This window comes from Mycobacterium sp. URHD0025, from assembly GCF_000426065.1.
Taxonomy (GTDB): Bacteria; Actinomycetota; Actinomycetes; order Mycobacteriales; family Mycobacteriaceae; genus Mycobacterium.
Map to the genome: position 1 here is coordinate 86,215 of NZ_AUEQ01000009.1, position 24,490 is coordinate 110,704.

The following is a 24,490-nucleotide window of genomic DNA, read 5'->3' on the forward strand; positions in this document are numbered from 1 at the left end:
ATTACCCGCGTGGCCGCGTGAGTGCGCAATCACCGCAGTCCGATCCGCCGGGCACCTGGTAGTACAGGCAACAGCTGCGCCGGCGGAACGTGAGGCCATCCAGATATCCGGTGCCGGCCAGGTTGCCGGTGGCCAAGAGGGACTCGGTGACCGCGACGATGTTCACACCCTCGTCACCGCCTTGGGAGCCACTGCGATCTGCGGCCTGCCGGTATCGGCATCTGGAGTGATCCGCGCCGTGACCCCGTACACGTCGGCCAGCAATCCCTCGGTGAGGACATCTCCGGGCGGGCCGTCGGCCACCAGCCGCCCACCGTCGAGCACGCAGATCCGATCGCAGTAGGCCGCAGCCAGATTCAGGTCGTGCAACGCCGCGACGACGGTGGCTCCGGTCTCCCGCAGCAGGTGCAGGGCTTCGTGTTGATGGCGCAGATCGAGGTGGTTGGTGGGTTCGTCGAGCACGATCACGTCGGTGCGCTGCGCCAAAGCCCGGGCGATGAGCACTCGTTGTTTCTGTCCTCCCGACAACCGGCCGTAACCGACCCCGCTGAGTTCCGCAATGTCCAGCGCCGTCAGAGCCGCGCCGATGATCTCGCGGTCCTCGGCGTTGTCGGCCTCGAACGATCGCTTGTACGGGGTGCGGCCCATCGCGACCATGTCGAAGACCGTCAGCTCGAAATCGCCTATGGTTTCCTGCAATACCGCCGCCACTCGGCGTGCGGCCTGCTTCCCCGGCAGCTTCCACACGTCGGTACCGTCGACCAGCACCCGTCCGGCACTCGGCCGCTGCGCCCGGTACAACGTGCGCAGCAGAGTGGTCTTGCCCGCTCCGTTGGGACCGACCACGGCGAGCACCTCCCCTGGGGCCACCGACAACGAGACATCGGTGATCAACGGTGTTCCGCGAATCGTCACCGAGACCGCCTCGAACGACACTGTCGCTGTCACGTCACGACCTTTCGGCGCATGAGCCACAGGAAGAACGGTCCCCCGACGAGCGCGGTCAGAATCCCCACCGGCAGTTCCTCCGGCGCGGCCACGGTCCGGGCCACGATGTCGCACAGCACCAGGAACGCCGCACCTAACAAGGCAGCGGCCGGCAGGGCCCGGCGATGGTCAGCGCCGACCAGAAGGCGCACCACGTGCGGCATGATCAGGCCGACGAACCCGATGGTGCCGCTGACCGCGACCATGGCACCGACCATGAGCGCCACGACGACGAACATTCCGGCCCGGAACCGGTGTACGTCCAGTCCGAGCGAGGCAGCCGCTTCCTCGCCGGTGTAGAGCAAGTTCAACGGCCGGGTGAAGGCCAGCAGCACCACCACGCCGAGAAACACCGCCGCCGCGGGCACCCAGACCATCCCCCAGGTGGCACCACCGAGACCGCCGAGCATCCACCGCACCGCCGCCTGCGTCTTGTGCGGATCATCGGACGTCACGATCAAGAGGCTGGCCACCGCGGACAGCACCTCGGCCACCGCCACACCCGCCAGGATCAACCGCACTGTGGTCATCCTGCCGCCCGAGCGGGCCAGAAAATACACCGCGACGAGTGCGAGGAACGCTCCGAGGAAGGCCGCCAGCGGCATGGTGAACACCTGCAGGGCTCCGGCGCCGAACACCAGGATCACCACAGCGCCGACCGAAGCGCCCGAAGAGACCCCCAGCAGCATCGGATCGGCGAGCGGATTGCGCACCACGGCCTGCAGCGCCATCCCGCAGGCCGCCAGTCCCGCCCCCACCACCGCCCCGAGGACCACCCGGGGCAGCCGGGCGTCGACCACGATGGATTCTCTTACCGCAGGCCAACTCTGCTCGATCAAACCCGGATGGATGGCATGCACCACGATGGCCCACACCTGTCCCGCCGGGATGGACACCGAACCGATTGCCACACCCGCAGTCATCGCGACAACCAACAGCCCGCCCAGTCCGACGAGGGTCAGCCGGTAGGACATCACACAAACCGGTCCGGGTGCAGCTGCCGGGCCAGCGCATCGACGGCCCGGCCCACCCGTATACCGACCACCACCGAGGACAATGGCAGCACCGCGAACCGCTGATGCTCGACGGCCGGAACATGCTGTAGCAGAGGACTTTCGGTCAGAAAGCGCTTCTTGTCCGCGACCGGCTGGTCTCCGTAGTCGTAGATCACGATGACCTCGGGGGCCCGTTCGGCGAATTGCTCGAACGACACGTCGCCCCACACCTTGGGAACGTCGGCGAACACGTTGACCCCGCCGGCTGCCTCGATCATCAGGTTGCCGATGCCCTTGCCCCCCGAAGTGAACACCGTCGCCTCGCCGCTGTCGTACACCGCGACCCGCATCGGCCGCGCCCCGCGCACCTTCGCCTCGGACTGCGCCAACTCGCGGTGCAGCTTCTCGATCTGCGCGCCGGCCCGATCGCTGATTCCGAAAATCATTCCGATGTTTCGCAGTTCGTCGTCGACGGTGGACATGGTGACAGGCTCGGGCCGGCAATCCTCGATATTGAGGTAGGTGTGGACCCCGGCATCGCTGAGCCGTTGCCTACCCCGGCCCTCCTTTTCGTCGAACGCGCTTTCCCAACCGCCGTAGACGAAATCGGGTTCGACGGCCAGCAGCGACTCATACGACGGGTACTCCTTGGCCAGCACCGGAACACTGTCGAACGCGGCCTGGTATTCGGGCAGAATCCGATCGTCGATGTAGGACGTGCCGACCATGGAATCCTGCAGGCCCAGCGCCAACAGCGTCTCGATCGCGTGCTGATTGAGTGCGACGGCACGGGTCGGCGGCCGGTCGTAGGTGGTGCTGACGCCGCAATTGTCCACGGTCACCGGGAATCCCGGCGGTGCGTTACCCGCGGCTTCAGGGGCAGGCGTCGTGCCGCACCCCGATACCAGTAATGCCGACACCAACGCGGCGACCAAACGACGAGCAGCCATGGGCGTACCCATCCTCTCCGGGGAGATCCGCCCCAGTACGTGCGAGGTGGCGACTGCGGTGCGTATCTGGCTCTCGACGGTCGGAAGATGCCGACCCATCGATCACAGTGGCGGGACCGCGCCGGATTCACACCGGCTTCCACGATCCGCAGTCGCCCTATCGCCGTCGATGGTAAATCAAGTCGGTCCGACGAAGGGCAGCAGCGCCATCTCCCTGGCGTTCTTGATCGCCGTGGCGACCTGGCGCTGCTGCTGCGGAGTGAGTCCGGTGATGCGCCGGGACCGGATCTTGCCCCGCTCACTGATGAAGGTGCGCAGCAGGTGGACGTCCTTGTAGTCGACTTCGGTCACCCCGAGCGCCATCAGCTGATTGCGTCTGGGCTTCTTCAGTTCCGTTGCCGGGGAGCGCTTTTTGAGGTTCTTTCGGGAATTCGCTGCCATCACCAGCTCGACTTCCGCACGCCGGGCAGTTCACCGCGGTGGGCGAGTTCCCGCACCCGGACCCGCGAGAGCCCGAACTTTCGGAGGTGACCTCGTGGGCGGCCGTCGACCGCGTCTCGATTACGCAGCCGCACCGGGCTCGAATCACGGGGCAGGCGTTGCAGCGCCGAGACCGCGGTGGCCCGCTGCTCCCGCGAGGTCGCCGGATTCCGGATGGTCTCCTTGAGCTCGGCACGACGTTCGGCGTAGCGCTCCACGAGTTCGCGGCGCTGCTCGTTCTTGACGATCTTCGACTTCTTGGCCATCAGCGCTCCTCACGGAAGTCGACGTGACGCCGGACGACCGGGTCGTACTTGCGCAGCACGATCCGGTCGGGGTCGTTGCGGCGGTTCTTACGGGTGACGTAGGTGTAGCCCGTCCCCGCGGTTGATTTCAGCTTCACGATCGGCCGAATATCGGTGCTGGCCATCAGATCTTCTCTCCTTGGCTACGCAGCCGGGCCACGACGGCCTCGATGCCGTCGCGGTCGATCACCTTGATTCCCTTGGCGCTGACCCGCAGCCGGATCCGGCGCCCCTCGGTGGGCAGGTAGTAGGTCTTGCTCTGGATGTTCGGGTTCCAACGGCGGCGACTGCGCTTGTGCGAGTGCGACACCGTGTTGCCGAACCCGGGCGAGCGCCCGGTGACTTGGCAGTGGGCAGACATCGGTCTCCTTCGAGTGGGGTAGCCTTACGATAATGATAATCGTTTTCAACAACAAACGTGCTGGGAGGTGCGGTGCGAACCCCTGTGGTGCTGATCTCCGGACAAGGTGACAGCGACGGCGTAGTAGAAGAACTGAGCCGCAAGGCGGGAACCGTGCTGGTACGCCACACCTTTGACGGCCAGGTGGTGCTGAGGACTCTGTCCGACACCGGCGGGACGTCTGAACTCGCCCTCGAGCTGGCCCATGGCTGCGTGACCTGCACGGTCCGCGACGATCTGCTGATCCTGCTGCGGCGCCTGCACCGGCGCAGCGATGTGGAACGCATCGTCGTGCAGTTGATGCCGTGGCTGGAGGCCGAGCCGGTGTGCTGGGCGATCAACAGCATTCCGGTCCGCGTCGGCCCCGGGTACGTCGACGGGCCGGCGTCCCGCGACGTCGAGATCGAGGCCGTGATCGCGTCCCTGGATGCGGCCGTCTGGCTGCAGCAGTCTGTCGGCGACGACGAACTGCCCGACGGCCGCACGGTCGCCCAGGTGGTCGTCGGTCAAGCCGAGTTCGCCGACATGCTGGTGCTCAACGCGCCCGAGGCCACCACGCTCGCGGTGCTGCGCCGGCTCGCTCCCCGAGCCCGCATCACCGTGGGCCCTGACCGGGTCGAGCTGGCCCTGGCCCATCTCGACCCGGGCAGCCGACGCGGGCGCTCCTCTGCCCCGCATGACCCGCTGCTGGCCGGCGAACCACCGCTGGAAGCCGACGACGAGGTGATCATCGTCGAATTCACCGCGCGCCGACCGTTTCACCCGGCGCGCCTGCACGACGCCGTCGACCTGTTGCTCGACGGCGTCGTGCGCACCCGCGGGCGCGCCTGGTTGGCCAACCGCCCGGCCGATGTCATGTGGATCGAATCCGCTGGCGGCGGAATGCATTTCAGCAACGCCGGGAAATGGCTGGCTGCGATGGATTCCACCGAGCGCGCCTACACCGACCCCGAGCGCATCGCCATGGCCGCGATTGATTGGCATCACCAGTTCGGTGATCGCCACATCTCGCTGACGGTGCTGGTCTGCGGTGCCCGGCCCGGCGAGGTTATCGACGCTCTGCGCGGGGCGCTGCTGACCGACGACGAACTGGCGCGGCCCGAGCAGTGGGCCGACTACCCCGACCCGTTCGGGGATTGGCACGAAGAACCGTGTCAGCCCGGAATCGACGAACCGGCGACATCCGCATATCAGGAAGGGGAATCCCAATGAAATCCGATATCCACCCCGACTATCACCCTGTGGTGTTCCAGGACGCCTCGACCGGGACCCAGTTCCTGACCCGGTCGACGGCGACCAGTGACCGCACCATCGAGTGGCCCACGCCGGAAGGGGTCCGGACCTACCCGCTGATCGTCGTCGACGTCACAAGCGATTCCCACCCGTTCTGGACCGGCTCGGCACGGCACTTCGACTCGGCCGGCCAGGTGGAGAAGTTCCGGCGTCGCTACGGACAGGTCACGCGGAATTAGCGCATCGGGCATGGGCAACGGGTCGTTAAGCTGACCGTTGCTCATGCTGGTCGTGTGCCGCAGGCGCCCGTCAATGCCCGCTGCAACCCGGTCAGTCAGCGACTGCAACTAAGGGGGCACGGTGGATCGCGGCAGTGTGGTTGGGATCAGTCCTTCTGGGGTGCATCCATGACCCTGCCGCCTCCACCTCCCGGTTCGGTTCCCCCGCCCAACGGTTTTCAGCCACCGCATGGCGGGCCCAGCGGATATCCAGGCTCCCCGCCGCAGGCGTGGCATCGACCACCGCTGCAGCCCAAACCCCCGAAGCGAGACAACGGCTGGAAGTGGGCGTTGGGCGGGGTGGCGTTGGTGGCCGTCATCGGGGTGACCGCGGCGGTGACCGTATCGGTGGTGGACAAAAGGAGCGAAGGTGGTTCGACCACAGCCCGCACGTCGCCGTCAACTAGCGCCTCCGCGCACTCAGATATCGCCAGCGCGAACGACACTGGGCCGGTCGCGGTGATCCTTGAGGATCCGTCATGCGCAACGCAGTATCCGGTGATTAGCGCCTATATCAGTCGGACTAAGACTGGCTGGGAGAAACGCAATCCAGAGCTACCGGCGATTGAGTGGACCCCACAAGTCCGCGCTCAGCATGAGTCTGCCGGCCAGGCATTCAGGGATGCCGCCGACCAACTCATTCCGTCAGCAAAATTGACCCCGCATCGGGTAATGCGCGAACTCTATGAACAATTTATCGCCTACGGGCGTGCCTATGCCGAGAGTATCCCCACATACACCCCGATCAATAACAACCTGGCTGGGGTCGCAGCCAGGGCGGCGGATGCCATTGACAGAATATGCGCCGCAATCGGATACGGTTCAGCGGCCGCCCGGGGACCGTTGGTTCCAGCGTTGCCGGAGCCCGCCGCACTTGCACCTGTGCAAGCTCCTGCCGATGCGCAAAAACTACTGTTCGAGCCGAATCCGGTCTGTCCACAATGGAACTCCGCGATGGACCAATTTTTGGTTAATAGTCAGAATTGGAATTCTATAGATCCAGATATTCCCGGGGTTGAATGGTCACCAGAACAACGAAAGATCAACGACGAAGTGGTTCCGGTGATGAGGCTATTTAATACAGAATTGTCGGCATTGGGTCGGCAAAGTGGGAATCCTACTTTGCGGGATTTCGCTGACCTGGCCAGTCAGTACCTTAAAGCCTATTTGGAGGCCCTCCCTACTTACACCCCGGCCGATAATTATCTGGCGATCGCAGCGACTCGCACTGCGCACATAGTTCAATTCGCTTGCAAGGCGTTGGGGTAATGGCATCCAGATGGGTTGTCGCGCCGGGAAGCCGGGACCGGGTGGCCGCTGTGGGGACAAGCTTCTCGATTCAACTATGACGTCCAGCGAGTCGACATCAACCCAGCGGGACGACGTTGTCCCTAGGGCCGGCTCTAGGGTGGGTCCATGCGGCTCAAGCCCGGCAGACCCGACCTGGCGCCCTATGCGCGGTACTTCGATGCGCCGGCGGCCACACCGCAATCCCCGGTCAACGTCACCTGGGCCGGGGTCAGCACGCTGTTGGTCGACGACGGCACCTCGGCTGTCCTCACCGACGGATTCTTCTCGCGGCCCGGGCTGCTGAGCGTCGGCCTGGGCAAGCTGGCACCGTCACTGCCCCGCATCGACGGCTGCCTGGCCCGCCTCGGCGCCGACAAGCTGGAGGCCGTCCTGCCGGTCCACACCCACTTCGACCACGCCATGGACTCGGCGGTGGTGGCCGAGCGCACCGGCGCTTTGCTGGTCGGCGGCACCTCGACCGCCCAGGTCGGCGCCGGGGGCGGACTGGCACCCGATCGGATCGTCACGGTCACCTCCGGTGAAGCCGTCCCCCTGGGCAGCTATGACGTGACGCTGTTCGAATCCGAGCACTGCCCACCAGATCGCTTCCCCGGCGTCATCACCGCACCCGTCGTGCCGCCGGTGAAGGTCTCGGCGTACAAGTGCGGTGAGGCCTGGTCCACCCTGGTGCGCCACCGGCCCAGCGACCGCACCCTGCTGATCGTCGGCAGCGCCGGCGCGGTGCCTGGCGCATTGGACGGTCAGCACGCCGAGGTGGTCTACCTCGGGGTCGGCCAGCTCGGGCTGCAATCCGAGCAGTATTTCGAAAGCTATTGGGCCGAAACCGTGCTCACGGTCGGTGCCCGCCGGGTAGTGCTGATCCATTGGGACGACTTCTTCCGGCCTCTGCACAAACCGTTGCGCGCACTGCCGTACGCCGGTGACGACCTCGACGTCTCGATGCGCGTGCTGACCCGGCTGGCCGAACGTGACGGCGTCAGCCTGCATCTGCCCACACTGTGGGAGCGCGCCGACCCGTGGCTCAGCTGAGCTGAAACGGCCGCGGCAGCGGCAGGCCCAGCTCCGCCAGCACGCCGCGCAGCCGCGTCGGGTAGTCGGTGATGAGGCCGTCGACGCCGGCGGCGATGAGCGCCCGCATGGCCTCGGGATCGTTGACGGTCCACGGCGTCACCTTCAGGCCCAACGCGTGAGCCCGCTCGACGAATTCCCGGTCCACCCATTGGTATTGGGGTGAAAGGACTGTGGCGCCCACCGACATCGCGCCGGCGATCGGATCGCCCTCGACAGCCGGGTCAACCCCGCCCAGCCACGGAGAGCCGGGTATCCAGGTGGTGTCATCCCACAGCGCCACCCTCGGTATCGACGGCTCGGCCCGTCGCACCAATGGCAGTGTGCGCCAGTCGAAACTCTGGAAATCTACCTTGTCCACCTTGCCGGCCGCACGCACGACGCCCAGGATCACGTCGACGAACTCCTCTGGTGTGGCAGATGTTTCGGGCTTGTCGGCTTCGATCTTCGTCTCGATGTTGTAGCGGACGTCGGCGTGATAGGTATCGGTCAGCTCGAACACCTCAGGCAGCACGGCAATCTTGTTGTCGTGCACCACCTCAGCATCGGGAAATCCACTCAGCAACTTGCCGCAATCGAGGGTGCGGATCTGCTCCAGCGTCAGATCGTGGACCAGCTTCCCGACGTACGGGTACATCGGATCTCCCGGGAACGCCGGGGCGGTGTCGGCACATTTGGTCTCGTCGATCCTGGGGTCGTGCCACACCAGCGGTTGCCCGTCCTTGGTGAGCACGATGTCGAGCTCGAGTGTGCTCACCCCGAGCTCCAACGACTTCGCGAAGGCCCGCAGCGACTCCTCGGTCGTCTCGCCACGCCCGCCGCGGTGTGATTGCAGGTCGAATCCGGTGGGCGCCGCAACAGCCGGCGGGACCGACTGGAACACGGCAGCCAGAGCGAGCAACAACACCATCGGAACGGCCGGACGCATGGTGAGCAACGCTATCGGGCAAGCCGAGTACGGTCAGGTCCGCGTGGCTTCACCGCGCGAATCGTCATCGAATGTTCGACTGGCCGAAAGGAACCGCGCCGTGATTCTGGCCCTGGTGCTGCTGGCCGTCGTGTTGGTGTTCGCGCTGGCGCGGCCCGAGGGCTGGCCCGAGGCGGTCGTGGCGATCCCGGCGGCCGGGCTGCTCATCGTCGTTGGAGTCATCTCAACCGACGACGCTCTGGCCGAGGTGAATCGTCTGCTGCCCGTGGTGGGCTTCCTCGCGGCCGTTCTGGTGCTGGCCCACCTGTGTGACGACGAGGGGCTGTTCCACGCCGCGGGCACGGTGATGGCCCGCGCGAGCAGGGGCGATTCCCGGCGGCTGCTGACTCGCGTTTTCCTGATCGGCGCGCTGACGACCGCCGTGCTGAGCCTGGACGCCACCGTCGTGCTGTTGACTCCCGTGGTGCTGGCCACGGCCCGCACACTGGCAATACCGCCCAGGCCGCATGCCTACGCCAGCGCACATCTGGCCAACTCCGCGTCGCTGCTGTTTCCGGTGTCGAATCTGACCAACCTGTTGGCCTTCGCGGTGGCCGGACTGTCCTTCACCCAGTTCAGTGCTGTGATGGCGCTGCCGTGGCTGGCGGCCATCGGCGTCGAATTCGTCGTACTACGTTGGCTTTTCCGCCACGAACTGAGCCGTCCGGCCGCCGAGGTGACTCCGCCGCCCGCCGAGATTCCGGTGTTCGTGCTCGTGGTACTGGGTTTGACGCTTGCGGGTTTCGTCGTCACCTCGGTGTTCGACGTGTCGCCGGCGTGGGCGGCCTTGGCCGGGGCGGTGGTGCTCGGTGTGCGCGGTCTGGCCCAACGTCGCAGCACGGTGGGTGGAATCGTGCGCGCCGTCAATGTGCCGTTCCTGGCATTCGTGCTGTGTCTCGGTGTGGTGGTCGACGCTGTCGTCCACCCGACCGACCAGGCCGGCCTCGGCGACGCCATGCGTGGGGTGCTTCCGGCCGGCGATTCCCTGCTGGCGCTGCTGGGCTTCGCCGCAGTGGCGGCCGTGCTGGCCAATCTGGTGAACAACCTGCCCGCGGTGCTGGTCCTGCTGCCGTTGGTGGCGGGCTACGGACCGGCCGCGGTGCTGGCAGTGCTGATCGGTGTCAACGTCGGCCCCAACCTCACTTATGTCGGTTCGCTGTCAAACCTGCTGTGGCGCAATGTGGTTCACCGGGACGGCCTGCCGGCGAGGTTCACCGAGTTCAGCCGGATCGGGCTGGCCACCGTGCCACTGACCTTGGTGGCCGCTGTCCTCGGGCTGTGGATCAGCCTGCGGTTCACCACTCTTTGAGCACGCGCAGCTTGTTCGCGTTGTTCATCGCCGCACGCCGCAGCCGCTTCAGCTCCGGATAGAAGGTGTTGCTCTTGTTGGCCTCCTGGCCATTGAGCGGCAGGTCGAACGCGGCGATCAGTTTGTCCTCCACGAACCACGGCTCGGGGTGGACCATCCACGACACCAGCGCGTTCTCGGCCATCCACTGCGTCAGAACGGCTTCTCCGCCGGCAAAAGTTCGCTTGTCGCCGGAGCCGATCCGGCGCAACTTGAAGCCGAGCTCGTCGGCGAGGAGGATTCCCAGCGTCTTGCGCAACGTCGAGCCCTCGGCGGTGGCGTTGGCCGCGCCGTAGTGGTACTTCACCCGCTTGCGCAGATTCTGGGTGCTCGGCGGCTTCCCACTCGTCGGCGGGCGCGTCGGGCTGATCCCGACGTAGAGAAGCGTCAGTCCATCCCGCTGCTGACACCCCGAGACGTCGATGCCCGCAGGCACCGTCCTGAACCACAAACCGTAGGCCCCGGGCTCCTCGGGAACGGGGCAGGGATCGCTGAACACTTCATCACGGGTGAACGGCCGGGCGGCCACAAGGCCCGCGGGGCTGCTGGCGCTTCGCCCTTTGAACATCGGCTAGAGATTCCGGCGCTGACGCGCGATCTCGGCCAGCACCACGCCCGCCGCGACCGAGGCGTTCAACGACTCCGTCGGCCCGGCCATCGGGATCGACACCACCGCATCGCAGGTCTCGCGCACCAGCCGTGACAGACCCTTGCCCTCCGAACCGACCACCACGACCATCGGTCCGCTGCCCTCGAGCTCGTCGAGCGACGTGTCGCCGCCGGCATCCAGGCCGACCACCTGCAGACCGGCGTCGGCCCAGCTCTTCAGTGTCCGAGTCAGGTTCGTCGCCCGTGCCACCGGCGTACGGGCTGCAGCGCCGGCGCTGGTACGCCAGGCCACAGCGGTGACCGAGGCCGAACGGCGCTGCGGGATCAGCACGCCGTGCCCGCCGAACGCCGCCACCGAACGCACGATCGCACCCAGGTTGCGCGGATCGGAGATGTTGTCCAGGGCCACCATCAGCGGAGGCTCCCCGGAATCGCGGGCCGTCTTCAGCAGATCGTCGGGATGGGCATAGCTGTACGGCGGCACCTGCAGAGCCAGGCCCTGGTGCAACGCGTTCGAGCTCATGCGGTCCAGATCGTGCCGCTGCACCTCAAGAATCGAGATACCGCGGTCCGCGGCGATCTGCACGGATTCGGTGAGGCGCTCATCGGCCTCGGTGCCCAGCGCCACGTACAGCGCAGTGGCAGGGACCTTGGCCCGCAGACACTCCACCACCGGATTGCGGCCCAGCACCAACTCGGTGTCGTCGGTCTTCTTGTGCCTGCCCTGCGCCTGGCGCGCCGCCTTCGCGGCCTTCTTGGCAGCCGGATGGTGCGGGCGCTGGTCCGCCCGTGGCGTGGCTCCCCGGCCTTCCAGCCCGCGGCGACGAACGCCGCCGGACCCGACGGTCGGCCCCTTCTTGGTGCCCGCCTTGCGCACTGCGCCGCGCCGCTGTGAATTCCCGGCCATCTATGCTCCGTTCCCGTCCACCAGTGCCCATTGTGGACCGTCGGCGGTGTCGGTGACCTCGATGCCGGCCGCCTTGAGCCGATCCCGGATGGCGTCGGCCGCCGCCCAGTCCCGATTGGCCCGGGCCTCGGCCCGGCCCGCCAGTGCCCACTGCACCAGTTCGTCGACGGCAGCCAGTGCGGCCGAAGTCTCATCGCGGGATTCCCAGCGCTCGTCGAGCGGATCGCACCCCAGGATTCCCATCATCGCCCGGATCGAGGTCGCCTGCGCCATCGCGCCCACGTGATCACCGGCGTCCAGCGCGCGGTTGCCCTCGGCGCGGGCGGCATGCACCTCGGCCAGTGCGATCGGCACCGCGAGGTCGTCGTTCAGGGCGGCCGCGAACTTCGGCGTCCAGTCACCCACGGCCACGGCGCCGACGCGGTTGCGCACCCGGTGCAAGAAGTCCTCGATGCCGCTGTAGGCCTTCACCGCGTCCTGCAGCGCGTTCTCGGAGAACTCCAGCATGGAACGATAATGCGCGCTGCCCAGGTAGTAGCGCAGCTCGGCGGCCCGAACCCGTTGCAGCACAGCAGGAATCGAGAGCACATTGCCCAGCGACTTGCTCATCTTCTCGCCACCCATGGTGACCCAGCCGTTGTGCAGCCAATAGCGGGCGAAGCCATCGCCCGCGGCCCGGGCCTGGGCGATCTCGTTCTCGTGGTGCGGGAAGACCAGGTCCATACCGCCGGCGTGGATGTCGAACTCGGCGCCCAGATAGGCCTCGCACATCGCGACGCACTCGGTGTGCCAGCCGGGACGGCCCCGGCCCCATGGCGTCGGCCACGACGGCTCGTCGGGCTTGGCGCCCTTCCACAACGTGAAATCACGCTGGTCGCGTTTACCCGTCGCCGCGCCCTCGCCCTGGTGCACATCGTCGATCCGGTGCCCGGACAGCGCACCGTAATCGGACAGGCTCAGCACGTCGAAGTACACGTCGCCGCCCGCAGCGTAGGCATGGCCCCGCTCGATCAGCCGGTCGATGAGCTCGACCATCTGGGTGATGTGGCCGGTGGCCCGTGGCTCGGCCGACGGCGGCAGCACGCCCAACGCGTCGTAGGCGGCGCTGAACGCCCGCTCGTACGTCGCGGCCCACTCCCACCACGGTCGGCCCGCGTCAGCGGCCTTGTTGAGGATCTTGTCGTCGATGTCGGTGACGTTGCGGATGAACGCAACGTCGTATCCATTGGCGGTCAGCCAGCGGCGCAGCACATCGAACGCGACTCCGCTACGGACATGACCGATGTGCGGCAACCCCTGGACGGTGGCACCGCACAGGTAGATCGAAGCGTGCCCCGGCCGCAGCGGTACAAAGTCTCGTACGGCACCCGCCATGGTGTCGTACAGCCGCAGGCCGGTCTCTGACGCCGGCCCGACAGCTTGAGCGCGATCGGTCACGACGTGCCAGCTTACCGGGCTATTCAGCGGTAACTAGCAACGCCGTCGCAATCGCGGCCAATCCTTCACCCCGACCGGTGAGCCCGAGCCCGTCGGTGGTGGTGGCCGATACCGATACCGGGGCCCCGATCAGCTGCGCGAGCAACCGTTGCGCCTCCTCGCGGCGCGGGCCGATCTTCGGCCGGTTTCCGATCACCTGCACCGTGGCATTGCCGATCTCGAATCCCGCCGCCCGCACCAGGTCCCGGACGTGACGCAGCATGTCCGCGCCGGTGACGCCGTGCCATTCCGGCCGGTCGGTGCCGAAGACGGCGCCGAGGTCACCGAGGCCGGCCGCACTGAGCAGCGCATCGCACAACGCGTGAGACGCGACGTCGCCGTCGGAGTGACCGGCGCAGCCGTCGGCGCCTTCGAATTCCAAGCACAGCAGCCAGCAGGGGCGCCCCGGCTCGATCGGATGGACGTCGGTACCGAGGCCGACCCTGGGAATGCTCACGTGGCACGCGCCATGACGGCCTCGGCGAGCAACAAGTCCAGAGGTGTGGTGATCTTGAAGGCCAGCGGATCGCCGTCGACGATCTGCACGGGCGTACCGATCTGTTCGACGAGCGAGGCGTCATCGGTGACCGCGCCGGCACCGGCGCGCTGGTAGGCGCGGCGCAACACGTCCGTGCGGAAGCCCTGCGGGGTCTGCACGGCCCGTAGGCCGGCCCGTTCGGGTGTGCCGAGCACCGCGCCGTTGGCGTCGACCGCCTTGATGGTGTCGGCCAACGGAAGCCCGGGAACGACAGCGGCGTGGCCGGCGGCCAGCGCCGCAACCACGCGGGCGATCAGCGTCGGAGGAGTCAATGCCCGGGCGGCGTCGTGCACAAGGATGAAATCGGGGTCACCGGCGGCTGCAAGAGCAAGCCCTACCGATGCCGTCCGGTCGGGGCCACCGGCCACGACCTGCGCGCGCCCACCGAACACCATCATGGCTTCATCGGTGAGCGCGGGCGGTACCGCGACCACGACCTTGTCGATCGCCCCTGAGGACAGCAGCCCGTCAAGGGCATGCTCCAACAGAGGTTTGCCCGCCAAGTTGACGAACGCTTTGGGTCTGTCCGCGCCTAGCCGCTCACCAGAGCCGGCGGCCGGTACGACCGCGACAGTTGTTGCCACGACGCGTCAGGACGCGGCAGCCAGAACCTCGTCGAGGATGGTCTCGGCCTTGGCGTCATCGGTGTTCTCGGCCAGCGCAAGCTCGCCGACCAGAATCTGCCGGGCCTTGGCCAGCATTCGCTTCTCACCCGCGGACAGACCGCGTTCCTGATCGCGACGCCACAGATCCCGGACAACCTCGGCAACCTTGTTCACGTCACCTGAGGCCAGCTTCTCGAGATTGGCCTTGTAGCGGCGCGACCAGTTGGTCGGCTCTTCGGTGTGCGGAGCACGCAACACCTGGAAAACCTTGTCGAGGCCTTCCTGGCCCACGACGTCGCGGACTCCGACGTACTCGGCGTTATCTGCGGGCACTCGAACGGTCAGATCCCCTTGGGAAACCTTCAGTACGAGATATTCCTTCTGCTCGCCCTTGATGGTCCGGGTTTCGATCGCCTCGATCAACGCAGCACCGTGGTGTGGATAGACGACGGTGTCTCCGACCTTAAAAATCATCTGATTCGAGCCCCTTTCGCTACTCCATGCTAACACGAGCCCAGTTCACATGCGCACCAACTGCGCAGGTCAGGGGCACTGCAGGTGAAGAACAGGGGTTGACATGGTGACGAAAGCGTGCAACCGCACGTCAGTCCGGCCGCCCCAAATGAGTGCCCCCGCAAAGCGGTTGCGGGCCTGGACCACCCGTCACGGGGCGCACTCGACACCCCTCTGCCACGCCCTCGCATTCCGTCCGCGGAGGCCACCTACTACTCTGCATAGTCGAAGTACGTCGACCCAGCTCAGGAGGCTTGAGTGAACCGCTTCGCAATGCGTGCCTCGGCCGGTCTGGCCGCATGTGGCCTGACCGCAGCCGTTCTCACCGGTTGCAGCGCCGGGCAGGTCTCCCAGACGGCGACCCAGGAGCCCGCCGTCAACGGCGTCAACGCACAGGCCGGCGCCATCTCGCTGCGCAACGTGCATCTGCGCGCGCCGCAGCAAAAGGACTACGTCGAGCCCGGCTCGGAAGCCGAACTGCTGTTCGTCGCGGCCAACGGATCCACCGAGGCACCCAACAAGCTCGTCTCCATCCAGAGCACCGTCGGCGACGTGGCATTGAGCGGGGACCAGACCATCCCGGCCGGCGGCGTGCTCGTGGTGGGCGAGCCCGACGGCCAGACGAAGCCACTGGAGAAGACCGAGGCAGCCGAGGCCGCGACCGCGAAGGTCACCTTGACCAAGCCTGTCACCAACGGGCTGCTCTACGACTTCACGTTCAAGTTCGAGAACGGCGAGACGACCGTCGCCGTGCCGATCTCGGCAGGCGACGCGCCCCGGCGCGACAAGTCGGGCGAGGAGCCCGGTGAGGCCGCCGAGGCCGGCGGCGCGGGCGGTCACCACTAGTCCCTGGGGGCTGCCCCTGAGGCGAAACCCGTCGCGGTGATCCGCGACGGGTTTTGTGCTGTGTCGGCGCGCTGAACCTCGCGTCATTCTCCGACCCCCTGATCGATGAAAACGGCACCCGCTGTGCGTTCTCACGAGAAGGCAGGTCATTCCACCTGTCGTCGACAAGACAATCAGGAGGAGAAAGCATGAGCGTGGACAACGTTGCGCGCCAAGGGACGTCGGGGCTCGATGAGTCTTTGCCGTCGCACTATGCGCTGAAGGTCGGCGACATTGACGTGCTGGTGATCAGCGATGGCGTGCTGTCGATGCCATCCCCGATGCTGGCGACCAACGCCGACCCTGCTGTGCGCGCCTCCTGGCTGGACGACATGTTCCTGCCGCCGGACGACCTTGCCTTGCCTTTGAACCAGGTCGTGGTGCGCAGCGGCGATCGGACCATTCTCATCGACGCCGGGGCCGGCCTCGACCACCAGGACTTCACACCTCGAGCCGGGCGGTGGGCGCTGCGGCTGCACGCTGCAGGCATCGATCTCGCCTCGGTGACCGACGTGGTGCTCACCCACATGCACTTCGACCACGTCGGGGGGCTGCTCATCGACGGGGTGAAGGACTGCCTACGTGCGGACCTTCGGATCCACGCGGCCGCAGCCGAGGCCGAGTTCTGGGAGTCGCCCGACTTCTCCCATACCGTCGTGACCGCGCCGGTTCAGGACGCGATGCGGTCGTCCGCCAGCCGGTTCCTCGACCAGTACCGCGATCAGTTGCGTCCGTTCGAGACGGAGTACGAGGTGGCCCCCGGGGTGCTCGTCCAACGCACCGGCGGGCACACCCCCGGACACAGCGTGGTCCGCCTGGCGTCGGGCGGCGAAGGGCTGACGTTCGCCGGCGACGCCGTGTTGCAGGCCGGGTTCGACCACCCAGACTGGTTCAACGGATTCGAACACGATCCAGAGGAGGCTGCCCGCGTCAGGGTCGATCTCCTGAGGGAGCTGGCATCGACCCGCGAGGCGCTGGTGGCCACTCATCTGCCGTTCCCGTCCGTCTGCCACGTGGCGGTCGCCGGCGACGCCTTTCGTGCCGTACCGGCCGTCTGGGATTACTGACGGTCCCGGCACTACGTTGCGGGGCGGCTGCCGAATCGAGTTCTGAACGGTGGTGGCGCACCGATCGGCGGAAGCACGTACTCATCGCAGGCGCAGTGCGCCTGATCAGGAATTGTCGGGGGCACCCGTTACTGTCACGGCGTGGCCGCTTCGAAAGTACGTTCGCAATACCGCTGCTCGGAGTGCCAGCACGCCACCCCCAAATGGGTCGGCCGCTGCGCCAATTGCGGCACCTGGGGCACGGTGGACGAGGTAGCGGTGCTCGCCCTCTCCGACAGGGTGGGCGGGGCCGTGCGCCGCTCGGTGGCGCCCACCTCACCCGCAGTGCCGATCACCTCGATCGACCCGGGCATCACCCGCCACTACGCGACCGGGGTCAGTGAACTCGACCGCGTGCTCGGCGGCGGCCTGGTCGCCGGTTCGGTCACGCTGCTGGCCGGGGATCCCGGCGTCGGCAAGTCCACCCTGCTCCTGGAGGTCGCCAACCGCTGGGCGCACACCGGCCGGCGCGCGCTGTATCTGTCCGGCGAGGAATCCGCCGGACAGATCCGGCTACGCGCCGAACGCACGGGGTGTACGCACGACAACGTCTATCTGGCAGGCGAATCCGATCTGCAGATCGCCCTCGGTCACATCGACGAGGTCAAACCCAGCCTCGTGGTGGTCGATTCGGTGCAGACCATGTCCACCACCGAGGCCGACGGGGTGTCCGGCGGGGTGACCCAGGTCCGTGCGGTGACCACGGCGCTCACCGGCTACGCCAAGACCGCCCAGTCCGCCCAACCGGGCCACCCGGCGGTGGCCATGATCCTGGTCGGGCATGTGACCAAGGACGGCGCCATCGCGGGGCCGCGTTCTCTCGAGCATCTGGTCGACGTGGTGCTGCACTTCGAGGGTGATCACGCGTCGAGCCTCCGCATCGTGCGCGGGGTCAAGAACCGCTTCGGCGCCGCCGACGAGGTCGGCTGTTTTCAGATGCACGACAACGGAATCGAATGTGTCAGCGATCCGTCCGGACTGTTCCTGGACCAGCGTCCGGCGGCGGTGCCCGGTACTGCCATCACGGTCACTCTCGACGGCAAGCGCCCGATGATCGGCGAGGTGCAGGCGCTGCACGCCCAGCCGATCGGGCCACCGCGGCGGGCGGTCAGCGGCATCGACTCGGCCCGCGCGGCGATGATCGGGGCGGTGCTGCAGACCCGGTGCGGGCTGCCCATCGGCAGCAACGATCTGTATCTGTCCACCGTCGGCGGGATGCGGCTGACCGACCCGTCTTCGGATCTGGCGGTGGCGGTGGCCATCGCCTCGGCCTATCTCGACATCGCGTTGCCGATGAACGCCGTGGTTATCGGCGAAGTGGGGCTCGTCGGCGATCTGCGCCGCGTCACCGGCATGGAGCGCAGACTGGCCGAGGCCGCCCGGCTGGGGTTCAACGTTGCCGTGGTCCCGCCCGGGGTCACCAACGCGCCCCCGGGGCTCCGGGTCATCACCGTCGATCACATCGGGGCGGCCGTGCGGGCACTCAAGGACATCGCGATTGCCAGCAATTGAGGACATCACGGACAATAGCGGCCGACCCTAGGAGAAGTGATGGCCGTGAACTCCGGTGCCAGGACCAGCCGCACCGTCGTGCATCTGGCTCGGCCGACGCTACGAGAGACCCTCGGCCGGTTGGCGCCCGGCACCCCGTTGCGCGACGGCCTGGAACGCATCCTGCGCGGCAGGACGGGCGCGCTGATCGTGCTGGGCTACGACGACAGCGTGGAAACCATCTGCGACGGCGGGTTTGCCCTGGACGTGCGGTATGCCCCCACACGGCTGCGTGAGCTGTCCAAGATGGACGGCGCGGTGGTCCTGTCCAGCGACGGCAGCCGCATCGTGCGGGCCAACGTGCAGTTGGTGCCTGACCCATCGATCCCGACCGACGAGTCCGGGACCCGCCACCGCTCGGCCGAGCGCACCGCGATCCAGACCGGCTACCCGGTGATCTCGGTGAGCCATTCCATGAGCATCGTCACGGTCTACGTCGCCGGGGAGCGGCACGTGGTTCCCGATTCGGCGACCATCCTGTCGCGGGCCAACCAGACCATCGCGACGCTGGAGCGCTACAAGGGCCGCCTCGACGAGGTCAGCAAGCAGCTGTCCACCGCCGAGATCGAAGACTTCGTGACGCTGCGCGACGTCATGACCGTGGTGCAGCGGCTGGAGATGGTGCGCCGGATCAGCCTTGAGATCGACGCCGACGTCGTCGAACTCGGCACCGACGGGCGCCAGCTCAAGCTGCAACTCGACGAGCTCGTGGGCGACAACGAGGCCGCACGCGAGCTGATCGTGCGGGATTACCATGCCCTGCCCGACCCGCCCACCGCCGCTCAGGTGCATACGACATTGGATGAGCTCGACGCCCTCACCGACAACGAGCTGCTCGACTTCACCACGCTGGCAAGGGTTTTCGGATATCCGTCGACAGCCGAGGCGCAGGACTCGGCCATGAGCTCGCGCGGCTACCGTGCCATGGCGGGGATACCGCGCCTGCAGTTCGCCCATGTCGATCTGCTGGTTCGCTCGTTCGGCTCACTGCAGGGACTTCTGGCCGCCAGCGCCGACGATCTGCAGTCGGTGGACGGTATCGGGTCGATGTGGGCCCGCCACATTCGTGAGGGCCTGTCCCTGCTGGCCGAGTCGACCATCGCCGACCGGCTGGCCTGAGCTCAGTTGCCCGGGGTGGGCACCTCAGCCGCCGGAGCGCCCTCTGCGGGCGGCGGCCCGGGTTGCTGCGGATTGGCCTGGGCCAGGATGAACGGCACCGGCGCCGATCTGAGATTGCCGAGCTGCACCATCAGGTTGTAGGTGCCGGGCCCGATCGGCTGACGGGGCATCGGGCACTGCGGCGCCGACCCCATGCCGGTCCAGGTCACCTCGGTGGTCACCTGCTCACCCGGGTTGAACGTCTTCACCAGCGTCTCGTTGGACGGCGCGCAGTCCAGATTGGACCAGAGCCGGTTGTTGTCCAGCGAGTACACATAAGCGGCCAGCACCGCGGCGCCGACGTCCCGCTTGCAGGCCACCAGGCCGATGTTGGTCACCACCATGGTGAACTTCGGCTGATCGCCCACGACGTACTCGGGCTGGCTGGTGATGCCCTTGACCGCGAGCGTGGAGTCCGGGCAGTCGTCACCCTCTTTGAGCAAAGGCGGCGGCGTGACGGCCGCGGTCGGTGTGGCCGTCGGCGGCGGCGCATGCTGGGCCGGCGGTACCACCGGAGTCTTGACCTCAGGGTTTTCACCCGGCAGCGGCGTCGGTGGGGCGGCTGTGGCAGAGGCTCCGTCGGCGGATTTGGTCTCGGCTCCGGAGCTGCTGGTCACGATGACCGCGACGATCGCGGCGATGATCCCCACGACGACCACCGCGATTCCGATGGCCAGCGCGCGGCGCCGCCAGTAAATCTGCGAGGGCAGTGGCCCATGAGGTTCGAGATCCAACACGGCTTTCACGGTAAGCCCAGGTCATGCCCAGTTGCCCGAGGCTCCCCGGCGTGTCGGGAGCCTCCAGCAATATTCTCAGACTTCGCCGATGTTGCCCAGGTGACTGCGCAGTTCGACGTGACCGTCGGACAGGTGGTAGGTGGCGCCGACGATGGCCTGGGTGCCCGCGGCGAGACCGTTGGAGATCGCGGCCGAGCGCATCTGCAGCTGGTTGACCGTCTCCTTGACGTGGTAGGCCTCGAACTCGTCGACGCGGGTCAGGCCGGAATGACGACCCATCAGGATCGACGGCGTCACCCGCTCGACGATGTCGCGTACATAACCGCCGGGCATCTCGCCATCGTCGAGGGCGTTGATGGCGGCCTTGACCGCGCCGCAGCTGTCGTGACCCAGAACCACGATCAGCGGAACGTTCAGGACCGACACGGCGTATTCGATCGAACCCAGCACCGCGTTGTCGAGGACGTGGCCGGCGGTACGCACCACGAACATGTCGCCCAGACCCTGGTCGAACAGCAGCTCGGCGGCGACACGGCTGTCACCACAACCGAACACCACGGCAGTGGGCTTCTGCCCGTTCGCGAGGCTGGCCCGACGTGCGACGTCCTGGCTGGGATGCTGCGGTTCGCCTGCGACAAAGCGGGCGTTACCGTCCTTGAGTGCCTTCCAAGCGGACACCGGATTCGAGTTGGGCATGCCAGTCATTGTGCCTGAGGCGACGATGAGCATCGACCCGGAGGAACTCCTGCGCTGGTACGCCGACGCCCGGCGCGACCTGCCCTGGCGCCGGCCTGGCGTCACTGCCTGGCAGATCCTGGTCAGCGAGTTCATGCTGCAACAGACCCCGGTGGCCAGGGTCGAGCCGATCTGGCTGAACTGGATCGAACGGTGGCCCACCCCGTCGGCCACCGCCGCTGCCGGGTCAGCCGAGGTACTACGGGCCTGGGGCAAGCTGGGTTACCCACGCCGGGCCAAGCGCCTGCACGAGTGCGCCGTGGTGATCGCGGCCGAGCACGGCGACCAGGTACCCGCGAACGTCGAGACACTGCTGACATTGCCCGGCATCGGCGCCTACACAGCGCGTGCGGTGGCCTGCTTCGCGTACTCGGCCGATGTTCCGGTGGTCGACACCAACGTGCGCCGGGTGGTCACCAGGGTGCTGCACGGACAGGCCGACGCACCGGCCCGAGCCCGCGATCTCGACGACGTGGCCGCACTGCTGCCCGCCGATACGACCGCGCCGACATTCTCGGCCGCCCTGATGGAACTCGGTGCGGTGGTGTGCACCGCACGCGCGCCGAGGTGTGGGACCTGTCCGCTGAGCACGTGCCGCTGGCGCACGGCGGGCTACCCGGCCGGGACGGTCGCCAAGCGGGTGCAGCGCTACGCCGGGACCGATCGGCAGGTCCGCGGAAAGCTACTGGATGTGTTGCGCGACAGTACAACTCCGGTCACCCGCGCCCAACTCGACGTGGTGTGGCTGTCGGACACCGCCCAACGCGACCGCGCACTGGACTCGCTGCTGGTCGACGGGTTGGTGGAGCAGACCGCGGAGGGCCTCTTCGCGCTGGCGGGCGAAGGTGACGATGCACGCGACGCAGGCGCGCGCTGAGGAACCGAGAATCCGGCACCGAGGCGGAATTACATGAGGTCGGCATGAATCCGTACCGCGGCACACCATTTGGACGTCGGCTCACATAAAACGGAAGCATGTCAAGCAAATTCTCGATGATTTTTGCGTGCACGGCAGTGGGCCTGGGACTGGGTGTGGGCCTGGCGGCACCCGCCGGCGCCGCACCCTCGGGCACCGGGTCGGCAGCCGATACCGTCGGCGACCTACAGAGCCGCGGCTATCACGTGCAGGTCAACTCCAATGCCAATACGGCCCTGTCGAACTGCCGGGTGACCGGGGTGCACGGGCTGGCCGACTCCAACATCGACGAGGACGGGTACCGGATCGATCCGTCCCGGCACACCACCGTCTACGTCAACGTGTCCTGCCAGCCCGACGGCTGAGGCGTTACGCCGTGACGGCTTCTTCGTCTACGCCGCAGGCGAATTGGCGTCGATAGTCCGAAGGCGTCAGTCCGATCACCCGGCGGAAGTGATGACGCAGCAGCGTCGCGGTACCGAAACCGGTCTGCCCCGCGACCCGGTCGATGTCCAGGTCGGACTCCTCGAGCAGCCTGCGCGCGTACAACACCCGCTGATCGGTGATCCACTGCATCGGGGTGGTGCCGGTCTCCTCGACGAACCGGCGCGCGAAGGTGCGCGTGGACATGGCGGACCGCCTGGCCAGGGTGGTCACCGTGTGCGGCTTGTCGAGATTGGCGATGATCCAATCGAGATGCGGGGCAAAGCCTTCCGAACATCGGACCGGAATCGGCTGGTCGATGAACTGGCGTTGCCCGCCATCGCGCTGCGGCGGGACCACCATCCGTCTGGCGATCTTGTTGGTGACCTCACTGCCGAGTTCGCGGCGAACAAGGTGCAGGCACGCATCGATGCCGGCAGCGGTGCCCGCACTGGTGATCAGATTGCCGTCGTCGACGAACAGGACGTTGCGATCAACCTTTGCGGTCGGGTATTTCCGCGCCAGCTCGTCGGCGTGCATCCAGTGCGTGGTGCACGGCCTACCGTCCAAGAGGCCGGCCGCACCCGCCAGGAACGCCCCCGAACACACAGTCAGGATGATGGAGCCGGCATCGGCGGCGGCCCGCACGGCGTCCAACGCCTCGGGCAGGTAATCGGCAGTGCCGATCGCCGGGATGGCCACCAGATCGGCGCCGCGTAGGGCATCGAGGCCGTGCTCGGGCGTCAGCGTCGCTCCGACCGACGTCCGCACCGGCCGGCCCGGCTCGGGGCCGCAGACCTTGAAGTCGAAGTTGGGCACCCCGTCGGCGGACCGGTCGATCCCGAAAACCTCACAGATCACCCCGAACTCGAAAACGGCAAGACCATCGAGCACCAGTGTTGAGACGCTTTTCAGCATGGCAGTATTTTATCGCAAGGTGTCAGCGCTGCCACTGTTGGCGGTATATCTACCTGGCAACAATTACTGCCATGACTGTTGCACTCGCTCTGATCATTCTGATCTCACCCTTCGCGGTCGCCGCGGCAGTGGGCTGGGCGGCACAGCGCGGCAATGTCCTGCGGTTCCGCCTCGACCTGTTCGACCTGCCGTTCGGGGTCAACCAACGCGACTACGACACCTACCGCGCAGGCCACGACCTCGACGCGATACGCAGCCGCTTCGAGCACCAGCCGGCCTGGCCCAGTGCGGGCGTCCTAGGCGAGCGCCGTTAGGAACCCCGTCACCGCTTCGCGGTACACCTCGGGGGCGTCGTCATGGATGAGATGCCCGGCGCCGGGAACGTGCAGATACCTTGCGTCCTGCGCGATGTCGGCCATCTCACGCATCTGCCCCGGCGGCGCCACCGAATTGCCCGCCTCGATGAGCAGCGTCGGAACCCGTACGTCCCGCCACTGCCGCCAGTAGTCCCGTGTCCCCCATTGGGCGGCGATGTCCAGCCACCACTGCGGATAACCGTGCAGCCGCCATCCGGTGGCCGTCCGGTCGAACGCCTCCAGGAAGTACCGGCCCGCGACCGGCCCGAATTCGTCGTAAACCTCTTGTGCTGAACCGAATTCGACCGGGAGGGCATGCACCCACGGCTCCCAGGGCCCGGTGGTGCGGCCACGGAAATCAGGAGCCATGTCCTCGACCACCACAGCGGCGGCCAGCTCCGGCCGGGCCGCGGCCAGGCACCAGGAATGCAACGCGCCCATGGAGTGGCCGACCAACATCACCGGGCTGCCGAGCGCCGCGACGGCGTCACCGAGATCGTCGACGAAACGCTCGGTGCTGATCGGGTGCGGGTCGACGACATCGCGCCCTCGGTGCCATGGAGCGTCGTAGGTGTAGACCTCGCCCAACCCGGTCAGCCACGGCAATTGACGGGACCAGGTACTGCCCCGGCCCATCAGGCCGTGCACCAGGACGATGGGCACGCCGCGGCCCCCTCGGTGGGTGAGCAGATCTGTGACCATCCCGATATCCTGCCGGGTCGGCATTCGGCGGGC

At 67.1% G+C, this 24,490-nt stretch carries 31 protein-coding genes and 1 riboswitch; of the genes, 12 read left to right on the forward strand and 19 right to left on the reverse strand.

Annotated elements, in window-relative coordinates; translation table 11 throughout:
- Position 1: 1 nt before the first annotated feature.
- The 8 genes from H977_RS35605 to rpmB form a co-directional block, all read right to left on the reverse strand.
- Positions 2–166, reverse strand: coding sequence for a (2Fe-2S)-binding protein (locus H977_RS35605; protein WP_036475875.1), 165 nt, complete (start codon positions 164–166; stop codon positions 2–4).
- A complete protein-coding gene (locus tag H977_RS0113085) occupies positions 163–948 on the reverse strand; it encodes an ABC transporter ATP-binding protein (RefSeq protein ID WP_029108297.1) in 786 nt (261 codons plus the stop codon). Before H977_RS0113085 ends, H977_RS35605 begins: the two co-directional genes overlap by 4 nt.
- A complete protein-coding gene (locus H977_RS0113090; protein WP_029108298.1) occupies positions 945–1,961 on the reverse strand; it encodes a FecCD family ABC transporter permease in 1,017 nt (338 codons plus the stop codon). The genes H977_RS0113085 and H977_RS0113090 overlap by 4 nt, the downstream gene beginning before the upstream one ends.
- Positions 1,961–2,932 carry an ABC transporter substrate-binding protein gene (locus H977_RS0113095; RefSeq protein ID WP_029108299.1) on the reverse strand — a complete coding sequence of 324 codons (972 nt, stop codon included), beginning with the start codon at positions 2,930–2,932 and terminating at the stop codon, positions 1,961–1,963. Before H977_RS0113095 ends, H977_RS0113090 begins: the two co-directional genes overlap by 1 nt.
- 43 nt (positions 2,933–2,975) lie before the next feature.
- Positions 2,976–3,109, reverse strand: a riboswitch (cobalamin riboswitch).
- Positions 3,110–3,295: a 30S ribosomal protein S18 gene (rpsR, locus tag H977_RS0113100; protein ID WP_502691170.1), complete on the reverse strand. Its 186-nt coding sequence runs from the start codon at positions 3,293–3,295 to the stop codon at positions 3,110–3,112. It lies immediately after the preceding riboswitch.
- Positions 3,296–3,372: 77 nt separating this feature from the next.
- Positions 3,373–3,678 (reverse strand): 30S ribosomal protein S14, encoded by a 306-nt coding sequence (gene rpsN, locus H977_RS0113105; protein WP_029108301.1) that lies wholly within the window; start codon positions 3,676–3,678, stop codon positions 3,373–3,375.
- Positions 3,678–3,842 (reverse strand): 50S ribosomal protein L33, encoded by a 165-nt coding sequence (gene rpmG / locus H977_RS0113110; RefSeq protein ID WP_029108302.1) that lies wholly within the window; start codon positions 3,840–3,842, stop codon positions 3,678–3,680. The genes rpsN and rpmG overlap by 1 nt, the downstream gene beginning before the upstream one ends.
- Entirely contained in the window at positions 3,842–4,078 is a 237-nt protein-coding gene (gene rpmB / locus H977_RS0113115; protein WP_029108303.1) for a 50S ribosomal protein L28, read from the reverse strand. The genes rpmG and rpmB overlap by 1 nt, the downstream gene beginning before the upstream one ends.
- A gap of 72 nt (positions 4,079–4,150) precedes the next feature.
- On the opposite strand from rpmB, the gene mrf reads away from it, so the two are divergent.
- The 4 genes from mrf to H977_RS0113130 all read left to right on the forward strand — a co-directional run bounded on the left by mrf (position 4,151) and on the right by H977_RS0113130 (position 7,968).
- Positions 4,151–5,329, forward strand: coding sequence for a ribosome hibernation factor-recruiting GTPase MRF (mrf, locus tag H977_RS0113120; protein WP_029108304.1), 1,179 nt, complete (start codon positions 4,151–4,153; stop codon positions 5,327–5,329).
- Complete coding sequence (locus H977_RS0113125; protein WP_029108305.1) at positions 5,326–5,589, forward strand: type B 50S ribosomal protein L31; 264 nt, start codon at positions 5,326–5,328, stop codon at positions 5,587–5,589. Before mrf ends, H977_RS0113125 begins: the two co-directional genes overlap by 4 nt.
- A gap of 348 nt (positions 5,590–5,937) precedes the next feature.
- The gene (locus H977_RS35270) at positions 5,938–6,897 is read left to right on the forward strand and encodes an ESX-1 system-associated protein (RefSeq protein WP_196808233.1); all 960 of its coding nucleotides are present in this window, start codon (positions 5,938–5,940) and stop codon (positions 6,895–6,897) included.
- A 147-nt stretch (positions 6,898–7,044) separates the two neighbouring features.
- On the forward strand, positions 7,045–7,968 hold the full coding sequence (locus H977_RS0113130; protein WP_029108306.1) for an MBL fold metallo-hydrolase: 924 nt from the start codon (positions 7,045–7,047) through the stop codon (positions 7,966–7,968).
- On the opposite strand, the gene H977_RS0113135 is transcribed toward H977_RS0113130, so the two are convergent.
- Positions 7,961–8,935: a glycerophosphodiester phosphodiesterase gene (locus H977_RS0113135; RefSeq protein ID WP_036475880.1), complete on the reverse strand. Its 975-nt coding sequence runs from the start codon at positions 8,933–8,935 to the stop codon at positions 7,961–7,963. The genes H977_RS0113130 and H977_RS0113135 overlap by 8 nt on opposite strands.
- 100 nt (positions 8,936–9,035) lie before the next feature.
- On the opposite strand from H977_RS0113135, the gene H977_RS0113140 reads away from it, so the two are divergent.
- Positions 9,036–10,283: an SLC13 family permease gene (locus H977_RS0113140; RefSeq protein ID WP_029108308.1), complete on the forward strand. Its 1,248-nt coding sequence runs from the start codon at positions 9,036–9,038 to the stop codon at positions 10,281–10,283.
- On the opposite strand, the gene H977_RS0113145 is transcribed toward H977_RS0113140, so the two are convergent.
- Genes H977_RS0113145 through carD form a run of 6 tightly spaced genes read right to left on the reverse strand, consistent with a single transcriptional unit; the run spans position 10,270 to position 14,931 of the window.
- Positions 10,270–10,890, reverse strand: coding sequence for a GIY-YIG nuclease family protein (locus H977_RS0113145; RefSeq protein WP_029108309.1), 621 nt, complete (start codon positions 10,888–10,890; stop codon positions 10,270–10,272). The two genes, H977_RS0113140 and H977_RS0113145, sit on opposite strands and share 14 nt — an antisense overlap.
- 3 nt (positions 10,891–10,893) lie before the next feature.
- Entirely contained in the window at positions 10,894–11,838 is a 945-nt protein-coding gene (rlmB, locus tag H977_RS0113150) for a 23S rRNA (guanosine(2251)-2'-O)-methyltransferase RlmB (RefSeq protein WP_029108310.1), read from the reverse strand.
- Entirely contained in the window at positions 11,839–13,275 is a 1,437-nt protein-coding gene (gene cysS / locus H977_RS0113155; RefSeq protein WP_029108311.1) for a cysteine--tRNA ligase, read from the reverse strand.
- A 19-nt stretch (positions 13,276–13,294) separates the two neighbouring features.
- A complete protein-coding gene (gene ispF / locus H977_RS0113160; protein ID WP_029108312.1) occupies positions 13,295–13,771 on the reverse strand; it encodes a 2-C-methyl-D-erythritol 2,4-cyclodiphosphate synthase in 477 nt (158 codons plus the stop codon).
- Positions 13,768–14,436 (reverse strand): 2-C-methyl-D-erythritol 4-phosphate cytidylyltransferase, encoded by a 669-nt coding sequence (ispD, locus tag H977_RS0113165; protein ID WP_029108313.1) that lies wholly within the window; start codon positions 14,434–14,436, stop codon positions 13,768–13,770. Before ispD ends, ispF begins: the two co-directional genes overlap by 4 nt.
- Positions 14,437–14,442: 6 nt before the next feature.
- Entirely contained in the window at positions 14,443–14,931 is a 489-nt protein-coding gene (gene carD / locus H977_RS0113170; RefSeq protein WP_003882506.1) for an RNA polymerase-binding transcription factor CarD, read from the reverse strand.
- A gap of 297 nt (positions 14,932–15,228) precedes the next feature.
- Between carD and H977_RS0113175 the strand changes: the two genes are divergently transcribed.
- The 4 genes from H977_RS0113175 to disA all read left to right on the forward strand — a co-directional run bounded on the left by H977_RS0113175 (position 15,229) and on the right by disA (position 19,631).
- A complete protein-coding gene (locus H977_RS0113175) occupies positions 15,229–15,816 on the forward strand; it encodes a copper chaperone PCu(A)C domain-containing protein (protein WP_029108314.1) in 588 nt (195 codons plus the stop codon).
- Between the two features lie 188 nt (positions 15,817–16,004).
- Positions 16,005–16,922, forward strand: a complete 918-nt coding sequence (locus H977_RS0113180) for an MBL fold metallo-hydrolase (RefSeq protein WP_029108315.1) — start codon at positions 16,005–16,007, stop codon at positions 16,920–16,922.
- A 141-nt stretch (positions 16,923–17,063) separates the two neighbouring features.
- Positions 17,064–18,473: a DNA repair protein RadA gene (gene radA, locus H977_RS0113185; protein ID WP_029108316.1), complete on the forward strand. Its 1,410-nt coding sequence runs from the start codon at positions 17,064–17,066 to the stop codon at positions 18,471–18,473.
- A gap of 78 nt (positions 18,474–18,551) precedes the next feature.
- Entirely contained in the window at positions 18,552–19,631 is a 1,080-nt protein-coding gene (disA, locus tag H977_RS0113190) for a DNA integrity scanning diadenylate cyclase DisA (RefSeq protein WP_196808244.1), read from the forward strand.
- Between the two features lie 2 nt (positions 19,632–19,633).
- Here disA and H977_RS0113195 read toward each other — a convergent pair whose 3' ends face one another.
- Both H977_RS0113195 and H977_RS0113200 read right to left on the reverse strand, forming a co-directional pair.
- Positions 19,634–20,407, reverse strand: coding sequence for a hypothetical protein (locus H977_RS0113195; RefSeq protein WP_029108318.1), 774 nt, complete (start codon positions 20,405–20,407; stop codon positions 19,634–19,636).
- A 75-nt stretch (positions 20,408–20,482) separates the two neighbouring features.
- A complete protein-coding gene (locus H977_RS0113200; RefSeq protein WP_029108319.1) occupies positions 20,483–21,103 on the reverse strand; it encodes a carbonic anhydrase in 621 nt (206 codons plus the stop codon).
- Positions 21,104–21,128: 25 nt separating this feature from the next.
- Between H977_RS0113200 and H977_RS0113205 the strand changes: the two genes are divergently transcribed.
- Positions 21,129–22,019, forward strand: a complete 891-nt coding sequence (locus H977_RS0113205; protein WP_029108320.1) for an iron-sulfur binding domain-containing protein — start codon at positions 21,129–21,131, stop codon at positions 22,017–22,019.
- A gap of 98 nt (positions 22,020–22,117) precedes the next feature.
- Positions 22,118–22,423 carry a hypothetical protein gene (locus tag H977_RS0113210; RefSeq protein ID WP_231395947.1) on the forward strand — a complete coding sequence of 102 codons (306 nt, stop codon included), beginning with the start codon at positions 22,118–22,120 and terminating at the stop codon, positions 22,421–22,423.
- 4 nt (positions 22,424–22,427) lie between these two features.
- Here H977_RS0113210 and H977_RS0113215 read toward each other — a convergent pair whose 3' ends face one another.
- Positions 22,428–23,399 (reverse strand): GlxA family transcriptional regulator, encoded by a 972-nt coding sequence (locus tag H977_RS0113215; RefSeq protein WP_029108322.1) that lies wholly within the window; start codon positions 23,397–23,399, stop codon positions 22,428–22,430.
- A 71-nt stretch (positions 23,400–23,470) separates the two neighbouring features.
- Here H977_RS0113215 and H977_RS0113220 point away from each other — a divergent pair, with 71 nt between their 5' ends.
- On the forward strand, positions 23,471–23,713 hold the full coding sequence (locus H977_RS0113220) for a hypothetical protein (RefSeq protein WP_029108323.1): 243 nt from the start codon (positions 23,471–23,473) through the stop codon (positions 23,711–23,713).
- On the opposite strand, the gene H977_RS0113225 is transcribed toward H977_RS0113220, so the two are convergent.
- Positions 23,696–24,457 carry an alpha/beta fold hydrolase gene (locus H977_RS0113225; RefSeq protein WP_029108324.1) on the reverse strand — a complete coding sequence of 254 codons (762 nt, stop codon included), beginning with the start codon at positions 24,455–24,457 and terminating at the stop codon, positions 23,696–23,698. The genes H977_RS0113220 and H977_RS0113225 overlap by 18 nt on opposite strands.
- Positions 24,458–24,490: the final 33 nt, after the last annotated feature.

What these genes read in the sequence shown, in the direction of transcription:
- H977_RS0113090 (WP_029108298.1), bottom strand. Translation starts at nt 1,961, where the DNA reads ATGTCCTACCGGCTGACCCTCGTCGGACTGGGCGGGCTGTTGGTTGTC.
- H977_RS0113095 (WP_029108299.1), bottom strand. Translation starts at nt 2,932, where the DNA reads ATGGCTGCTCGTCGTTTGGTCGCCGCGTTGGTGTCGGCATTACTGGTA.
- rpsR (WP_502691170.1), bottom strand. Translation starts at nt 3,295, where the DNA reads ATGGCGCTCGGGGTGACCGAAGTCGACTACAAGGACGTCCACCTGCTG.
- rpsN (WP_029108301.1), bottom strand. Translation starts at nt 3,678, where the DNA reads ATGGCCAAGAAGTCGAAGATCGTCAAGAACGAGCAGCGCCGCGAACTC.
- rpmG (WP_029108302.1), bottom strand. Translation starts at nt 3,842, where the DNA reads ATGGCCAGCACCGATATTCGGCCGATCGTGAAGCTGAAATCAACCGCG.
- rpmB (WP_029108303.1), bottom strand. Translation starts at nt 4,078, where the DNA reads ATGTCTGCCCACTGCCAAGTCACCGGGCGCTCGCCCGGGTTCGGCAAC.
- H977_RS0113125 (WP_029108305.1), top strand. Translation starts at nt 5,326, where the DNA reads ATGAAATCCGATATCCACCCCGACTATCACCCTGTGGTGTTCCAGGAC.
- H977_RS0113130 (WP_029108306.1), top strand. Translation starts at nt 7,045, where the DNA reads ATGCGGCTCAAGCCCGGCAGACCCGACCTGGCGCCCTATGCGCGGTAC.
- H977_RS0113135 (WP_036475880.1), bottom strand. Translation starts at nt 8,935, where the DNA reads ATGCGTCCGGCCGTTCCGATGGTGTTGTTGCTCGCTCTGGCTGCCGTG.
- H977_RS0113145 (WP_029108309.1), bottom strand. Translation starts at nt 10,890, where the DNA reads ATGTTCAAAGGGCGAAGCGCCAGCAGCCCCGCGGGCCTTGTGGCCGCC.
- rlmB (WP_029108310.1), bottom strand. Translation starts at nt 11,838, where the DNA reads ATGGCCGGGAATTCACAGCGGCGCGGCGCAGTGCGCAAGGCGGGCACC.
- carD (WP_003882506.1), bottom strand. Translation starts at nt 14,931, where the DNA reads ATGATTTTTAAGGTCGGAGACACCGTCGTCTATCCACACCACGGTGCT.
- H977_RS0113180 (WP_029108315.1), top strand. Translation starts at nt 16,005, where the DNA reads ATGAGCGTGGACAACGTTGCGCGCCAAGGGACGTCGGGGCTCGATGAG.
- H977_RS0113200 (WP_029108319.1), bottom strand. Translation starts at nt 21,103, where the DNA reads ATGCCCAACTCGAATCCGGTGTCCGCTTGGAAGGCACTCAAGGACGGT.
- H977_RS0113205 (WP_029108320.1), top strand. Translation starts at nt 21,129, where the DNA reads ATGAGCATCGACCCGGAGGAACTCCTGCGCTGGTACGCCGACGCCCGG.
- H977_RS0113210 (WP_231395947.1), top strand. Translation starts at nt 22,118, where the DNA reads ATGTCAAGCAAATTCTCGATGATTTTTGCGTGCACGGCAGTGGGCCTG.
- H977_RS0113215 (WP_029108322.1), bottom strand. Translation starts at nt 23,399, where the DNA reads ATGCTGAAAAGCGTCTCAACACTGGTGCTCGATGGTCTTGCCGTTTTC.
- H977_RS0113220 (WP_029108323.1), top strand. Translation starts at nt 23,471, where the DNA reads ATGACTGTTGCACTCGCTCTGATCATTCTGATCTCACCCTTCGCGGTC.
- H977_RS0113225 (WP_029108324.1), bottom strand. Translation starts at nt 24,457, where the DNA reads ATGGTCACAGATCTGCTCACCCACCGAGGGGGCCGCGGCGTGCCCATC.